Origin of the sequence: Ectopseudomonas oleovorans (assembly GCF_003052605.1) — a bacterium.
GTDB classification, from domain to species: Bacteria; Pseudomonadota; Gammaproteobacteria; order Pseudomonadales; family Pseudomonadaceae; genus Aquipseudomonas; species Aquipseudomonas oleovorans_A.
The window spans coordinates 1-6,544 of sequence record NZ_QASO01000081.1; the positions used below are offsets into that span (position 1 = coordinate 1).

7 protein-coding genes and 1 pseudogene are annotated in these 6,544 nt (G+C 60.8%); 1 reads left to right on the top strand and 7 read right to left on the bottom strand.

Annotated elements, in window-relative coordinates; all coding sequences use genetic code 11:
• From DBO86_RS13555 to DBO86_RS13580, 5 genes are all read right to left on the bottom strand, one after another.
• The coding region (locus tag DBO86_RS13555; RefSeq protein WP_108233923.1) for an aspartate aminotransferase family protein at positions 1-1,241 on the bottom strand (1,241 nt) is incomplete at its 3' end.
• Between the two features lie 23 nt (positions 1,242-1,264).
• Complete coding sequence (locus DBO86_RS13560) at positions 1,265-2,611, bottom strand: glutamine synthetase family protein (protein ID WP_100547961.1); 1,347 nt, start codon at positions 2,609-2,611, stop codon at positions 1,265-1,267.
• 29 nt (positions 2,612-2,640) lie between these two features.
• Positions 2,641-3,198: a helix-turn-helix domain-containing protein gene (locus tag DBO86_RS13565; protein WP_074914745.1), complete on the bottom strand. Its 558-nt coding sequence runs from the start codon at positions 3,196-3,198 to the stop codon at positions 2,641-2,643.
• Between the two features lie 16 nt (positions 3,199-3,214).
• A complete protein-coding gene (locus DBO86_RS13570; RefSeq protein ID WP_108233924.1) occupies positions 3,215-4,504 on the bottom strand; it encodes an NAD(P)/FAD-dependent oxidoreductase in 1,290 nt (429 codons plus the stop codon).
• Between the two features lie 133 nt (positions 4,505-4,637).
• Positions 4,638-5,087: a GmrSD restriction endonuclease domain-containing protein gene (locus tag DBO86_RS13580; protein WP_306811993.1), complete on the bottom strand. Its 450-nt coding sequence runs from the start codon at positions 5,085-5,087 to the stop codon at positions 4,638-4,640.
• On the opposite strand from DBO86_RS13580, the pseudogene DBO86_RS13585 reads away from it, so the two are divergent.
• A pseudogene (locus DBO86_RS13585) lies at positions 5,016-5,690 on the top strand (site-specific integrase); the annotation flags it as partial. The gene DBO86_RS13580 and the pseudogene DBO86_RS13585 sit on opposite strands and share 72 nt — an antisense overlap.
• Here the strand turns inward: DBO86_RS13585 and DBO86_RS13590 are convergent.
• Together DBO86_RS13590 and DBO86_RS13595 are read right to left on the bottom strand one after the other, a co-directional pair.
• Positions 5,684-5,977 (bottom strand): type II toxin-antitoxin system RelE/ParE family toxin, encoded by a 294-nt coding sequence (locus DBO86_RS13590; RefSeq protein WP_003461247.1) that lies wholly within the window; start codon positions 5,975-5,977, stop codon positions 5,684-5,686. The pseudogene DBO86_RS13585 and the gene DBO86_RS13590 overlap by 7 nt on opposite strands.
• Positions 5,965-6,237, bottom strand: coding sequence for a CopG family ribbon-helix-helix protein (locus DBO86_RS13595; protein ID WP_003461245.1), 273 nt, complete (start codon positions 6,235-6,237; stop codon positions 5,965-5,967). The genes DBO86_RS13590 and DBO86_RS13595 overlap by 13 nt, the downstream gene beginning before the upstream one ends.
• Between the last annotated feature and the right edge of the window lie 307 nt (positions 6,238-6,544).

The following is a 6,544-nucleotide window of genomic DNA, read 5'->3' on the forward strand; positions in this document are numbered from 1 at the left end:
CCGTTATTAAAGCAGTGGCCGCGGCAGATCATGCCTACCGCCTTGTCACCCGGATAACGTGTGCGCGTCGCCTTGTCCTGCACCAACTCGATGGCACCAAGCATGCCGACGCCGCGCACTTCGCCCACCAGCGGGTGATTCGCCAGCTCACGCAGACGACGCTGCAAATACGGTGCCGTTTCCGCTTTAACCCGCTCGACGATGCCTTCCTCCCTGAGAATGCGCAGGTTCTCCAGGCCCACCGCAGCGGCCACCGGGTGGCCGGAATAGGTGAAGCCGTGGTTGAAGTCGCCATGCGCCTCGATCACCTCGAACACCTTGTCGCTGACAATCAGCCCGCCCATCGGCACGTAGCCACTGGTGAGGCCCTTGGCGATGGTCATCAGGTCAGGTTTGAGGTCGTAGTACTGGCTGCCGAACCACTCGCCGGTACGGCCGAAACCGCAGATCACCTCGTCGGCAACGAACAGGATGTCGTACTTGCCGAGGATTTCCTTGATCCGCGGCCAGTAGGTTTCCGGCGGGATGATCACACCACCGGCGCCCTGGATCGGCTCGGCGATAAACGCTGCAACATTTTCCTCGCCCAGTTCGAGAATCTTCTTCTCCAACTGGTCGGCAGCCCAGATGCCGAAGGCCGCCGGGCTCATGTCGCCACCTTCACCGAACCAGTACGGCTGCGGGATATGGGCGATGCCCGGAATCGGCAGGTCACCCTGCTCGTGCATGAACTTCATGCCACCAAGGCTGGCGCCGGCCACGGTGGAGCCGTGATAGCCATTGTCGCGACCGATGATGATCTTCTTCTGCGGTTGGCCTTTGCATGCCCAGTAGTGGCGTACCAGACGCAGCATCGTGTCGTTGCCTTCCGAACCCGAGCCGGTGAAGAACACGTGGTTCATGCCGGCCGGCGCCAGCTGGGCAATTGCATGGGCCAACTCCAGCACCGGTGGATGGGCGGTCTGGAAGAAGGTGTTGTAGAACGGCAACTGGCGCATCTGCGTAGCGGCAGCTTCGACCAGCTCCTCGCGGCCATAGCCGACGGCCACGCACCACAAGCCGGCCATGCCATCGAGGATCTTGTTGCCCTCGCTGTCCCACAGGTGCACGCCTTTTGCCTCGGTGATGATGCGCGGGCCCTTCTCGGCCAGCTGCTTGTAATCACTGAACGGCGCCAGGTGGTGGGCCTGGCTCAGAGCCTGCCAGTGGGCGGTCTTGGGGTTGTTTACGGCGTTGTTCATGGCGCCTCCTTCTATCCGTGACATCACAGGTACCAGCGGTATTCGCGCGGGCTGATGTCGTGCATGAAGGCCAGGTGATCCTGGCGTTTGTTCTCGCAATAAACCATGACGAACTCGCTGCCGAGGCCAGCGGCGACGCGCTCGCTGGCCTGCATGCGGCGCACGGCGTCGAGCATGTCCTTGGGAAAGTCGACACCGCTTTCGCGGTCGTCATTGAGCGGTGCAATGGGCTCAACCTTGGCGTCGAGGCCCTGCTCGATACTGGTCAGCAATGCCGCCAGCACCAGATAGGGGTTAGCATCGGCGCCCGGCAGGCGGAATTCCAGGCGCAGGTTGCGCGCGTCCGACTCGGGAATACGCACGCAGGCGTCGCGATCTTCGAAGCCCCAACTGGCCTTGCTCGCCGAGTTCACCTGGGCGCCGAAGCGGCGATAGCTGTTGTGGTTCGGCGCGTAGATCGGCATCAGCTCCGGCAGCAGTTCCAGGCAACCGGCCACGGCATGCCGCAGCGGACGCTGCTCGTCACGCGCCAGCAGGTTATCGCCAGCCTCGTCGTACAGGCTAACGTGGATGTGCATGCCGCTGCCCGGATACTGCAGATACGGCTTGGCCATGAAGCTGGCGCGATGGCCGTATTTGAGCGCCACGCCACGGGTCACCCGGCAAAACAGCGCCGACCAGTCGGCCGCCTGCATCGGATCCATGTTGTGGCTGAAGTTGATCTCGAACTGCCCCGGGCCGATCTCGGCGGTGATCACCGTGGTGTCGATGCCCTGCAGACGCGCGGTTTCGGTGATGTCGTCGAGCACCTCGGAAAAACGCGACAGCCGTTCGATGTGCATGTTCGGCTGGTCGTCGGCATCGCCACTCAGGTCATCGCGCGGGTACTGCGGCAAGCCGTCCTTGAGCGCCTTGTCGAACAGGTAGAACTCCAGCTCGAAGGCCACCACCGGGCGAATGCCGCGTGCGGCCAGGCGCTGCACCACGCGCGCCAGCACCTCGCGCGGCTCGAACTCGATCGGTGCTTCGGTGCCGTCGGAGCTGATCAGCATCTGCCCCAGCGGCTGGCGCTCCCAGTTCACCAGCTTGAGCGTGCCGGGGATCAGCCGCCGTGGCGCGTCCGGGTCACCGTCATGGAAGCAGTAGTCACCGATCTCGTACAGCCCGCCCTGGGCGCCAAGCAGTACGCAGTTCTGCGGCAACTTCAGGGCGCTGCCAGCGGCGACCTTCTCCAGCATCTCGATGGGGTAGCGCTTGCCATAGAAATGCCCGGGGATATCCAGACAGATCAGGTCGACGAAGCGCACCTCGGGGTGGACCTGGCGAAATTGACGGACTTCGTCGAGCAGCTCGACTCGGGTGGCGTTCATTGTGATTATTTCCGGGTTCACGGGAAGGTTCAGGTGTAAATCCACAACACCCGTGCGGGGGTGTCGCCCTGGTTGGCATAACGCAGGCGCGCATAGCTCGGCACCTGGAAAACATCACCGGGATAGAGGGTGGCACTCTCTTCGTCCTCGCCCAGCCACAGCGTCAACTGACCTTCGAGCACATAGCCGGCCTGCTCGGAGCGGTCGCTCATCTGCCGCTCGCCACTGCTGGCCCCCGGTTCGAGCAGGCTATCGACGACCATGAACGCGCCCTGCAAGGTCGGCGACGCCATGATGTCGGTGATGCCACCGGCCAGGTACAGGGTGCGGCGCTCGTCCGGACGAGTCACCCAGTCCAGCGCCTTGGGCTTGGGCAGGCTGTAGAAATAGGTGGTGGGTACGTCGAGCGCCTCGGCGATGGCAGTCAGATCCTCCACTGTCGGGCGCGACAGGCCACGCTCGACCTGCGAGAGAAAGCCCACGGAACGACCGATACGCTCGGCCAGCTCGTTGAGGGTGACCTTCTTGTGCTTGCGCAGGTCGTGGATGAGCACGGCCAGGGCCGCCATTTCCAGGTTCTTGTCCATCTCTGGGCTGTCCATTTCAGAAGCTGTCTCTTAATCGGTACCAGGCCTTGCCAATGGCCTCGAGCGGCGCCGCCAATCGCTCACCAAATGGAAAGGCGGGGTTGCGCAACTGCTGATACAGGGCCAGTTCGTCGTCATGACCGAGGATCGCGTCGCTGACAGCCCGCGCCGCCGCGAGCGTGGGCAGCACGCCATGGCCGGAAAAGCCCTGCAGCCAATAGCGGCCGTTCTCGCCACCGATATCCGGCGTGCGCGCACGGGTGATATCGATATGCCCGCCCCATGCAAAGTCGATGGCCACGCCTGACAACTGCGGGAATACACGCTCGAGGAATGGCCGCGTGGCAGCAGCGATGTCCTTTGGCAAACCGCCGAGGTATGTGCAGCCCCCGCCGAACAGCAGACGGTGATCCGGCGTACGGCGGAAGTAATCGAGGACGAACTGGTTGTCGGTGACGCAGGCATTGCGCGGCAGCAAGGCCTCGGCGCGCTCCGCACCTAGCGGCGCGGTGGCGATCTGGTAGGTGCCGACCGGCAGGATGCGCCGGGCCAGGTGCGGCTCCAGATCGTCGATATAGGTGTTGCAGGCCAGAACCAGTTGATCGGCCTGCACGCTGCCCTGCTCGGTACGCACGCGGTAGCCGTCACCATGCATCTCCTGGCTCAGCGCACGGCTCTGCTCGAAGATCTGCCCGCCGGCGCGAACGAAGGCCTCGGCAAGACCCAGTGCCAGCTTGAGCGGGTTGAGGTGGCCGGCTTCTGGGTCATACAGACCTGCCTGATAACGCTCACTGGCGACCCATTGCGGCATCTGCTCACGAGAGACGAACTGCAGCGCGCGGTGCCCCCACTTATAGGCGGCCTCTTCCTGCCATTCATGCAACAGCGCCACGCGGCGCGGCAGCACCGCCGTCCACAGATGGCCACGTCGGTAATCGCAGTCGAAGCCATGGCGCTGGGGCAGTTCACGCAGCTCACGGGCGGCCCAGCTCATGCCATCCCAAAGACGGCGGGCGCGTTCGATGCCCAGCGCCTTTTCCAGCGGCGGCATATCGCAGGACCAGCCCAGAATCGCCTGCCCGCCGTTGCGCCCAGAGGCTGCCCAGGCCACACGACTGGCCTCCAGCAGAATGGCCTTGCGCCCTGCTTCGGCCAGGCGCAAAGCAGTGTGCAGGCCACTGAAACCAGCACCGATCACCAGCACATCGCACTGCAGATCATCTTGCAGCACGGGATGATGCGTCAGTCGATCCTTGCAGCTATGGGCGTAATAGCTGTCGACGTGCTCACTGGCGTGGCGAAACATAAATGGCTCATGAAATTTTTAATAATTAATTTCATGAAAATCTATAGAGATAAATTCACAAAGGCAAGTCTGAGCGACTCAGGCGACCTGCTGCAGCAACTCCATACCGCATTCGAGATGGGTGAACAGCCCTTCATCTATCGCCTGGGCCAAAACCCGACGCAGGCTGCGGATTCCACTCGGTCATACGCAGATAGCGCGGATCCGCTTCCTCGCCAGCATCACGAAACAAAAAACCAGTCTCATCCGCCTCAGCTGTTGCTGAGTCGAACAGCAAATCGAAGTGCAAAATGCGCCCGTTGAAACGATGTCGAAGCACCGAGTACAACGTTTGCAAGCGTTGCTGACCGTCATATACCAGAGCCTTGGCTGCGCCCCACCGCCCCTCATCTACCTGACGCGCATAGTGGCCTGGTAGGTAATCCTGGACGAAATAGCGATACGGCACCTTCTGATCCGTTTCCCAGAGTACTACGCCTCCAATCGGGTAGCACTGGAGTAAGGAGTCGAGCAGAAAGACTACGAAGAGCTTCCCGCTGGCCAGAAGTATTCCGGCACTCGCCCGGTCAACACGCGAGTCCAGTGCGCTCTGTGGATCTGCCTGAGCACCCTATGTCGTATCGGCGAACTGCTTAAGGCCGAGTGGCGCTACCTGGACCTGAAGAAAGGCACCTGGTTCATCCCTGCCGAGGCTACCAAAGGCCATAAAGGCAAACGTCAGGATCACCATGTGTTCCTATCAGCTTTTTCCATCGCGCAGTTCCCGCGACTGCAGAAAGAAACCGGTAATACACCGTTCTGCTTCCCCAGCAAGGACGGTAAAAGCCACGTTGATACCAAGACTGTCAGCAAGCTAATCGGAGACCGGCAGTGCCGGTTCAAAAACCGTACCAAGCCTTTGGCTGGCCGACATCATGACGACTCACTGGTACTGAGCAAGGGCATAAAGGGCGAATGGACACCACACGACCTGCGTCGCACAGGTGCAACCATGATGCAGGAGCTCGGTGTCACGCTGGAAATCATTGATCGCTGCCAGAACCACCTGCTGGGTGGCTCCAAGGTACGCCGGCATTACCTGCACCACGATTACGCCAAGGAAAAGACCGAAGCATGGCGGTTATTGGGAGAGAGGCTGGAGTCGATTCTTGCCGGGAGCCCGAAAGCTGCTGTCCAGCCTCAGTAGCCAGCTTCTTTTTGATGGCGAAAGGCCAAGACATAGGCGGTGTCATCTGCACGCTCATAGCGGTACAACGCTACGTAACCTGAGTCACCAAATTCGATGATGAGCTCACGCAGCTCCGGCAGATCTGGAAATGGACGCCCTACTTCCGGACTTTCCTCCAATCGAGCGAATTGGCGCTCGATTGCCTGTGCAACACGGCGCGCGACCTGCGGATCTTTGTCTGAGAGGAATCGCCGGCAACGCTCCAAGCCCTTCGCCGCGCCTTCAGTAACAATCAATCGTGGCACTTGGGAAGCTCTACCTCAGTATCTGTTCCCCAGCTACCGAGCCAGGCCCGAGTTTCTTGGCTGGTCAAATGCCGTCCGGTTTCCTGATATGCCGCCCACGATGCCAGGGCTTCCTGCTTGAAGCTCTCACGGGCCTCCTCACGCTCGACGTACTGGGTGATTGCCTCGCGCATGATCCAGTGAGACGAGCGCTGGCGTTGGCTCGCCAACTGCAGAATGCGGCCTTTTAGCTTGTCATCAATTTTGATGGAAGTGGCCATGGTTAGCCCTCTTTATCTAAAGGTATTACCTTTTAATAAGGTAGCAGCAGTCGTGAAAGCTGTCTATCCGATGTGTTGCCGCTGACCGAAAACTGACCCAGTAGAGGCTGTTCTGCCGACTGAAAACTGACCCAGGTGTTCAACTGCTTCTGCTCAATTTTTGAGCAGGAGAACACAGGGTGATCAGTATGGAAATGATGGGTGCAAAATCCGCCGGATGTATTTCCGCGACAAGCTGTCGCTGCATGAGATAGCCAAGCGCACCGGGTTGGCGCGCAACACGATTCGCAAGTGGGTCAGAGCACCT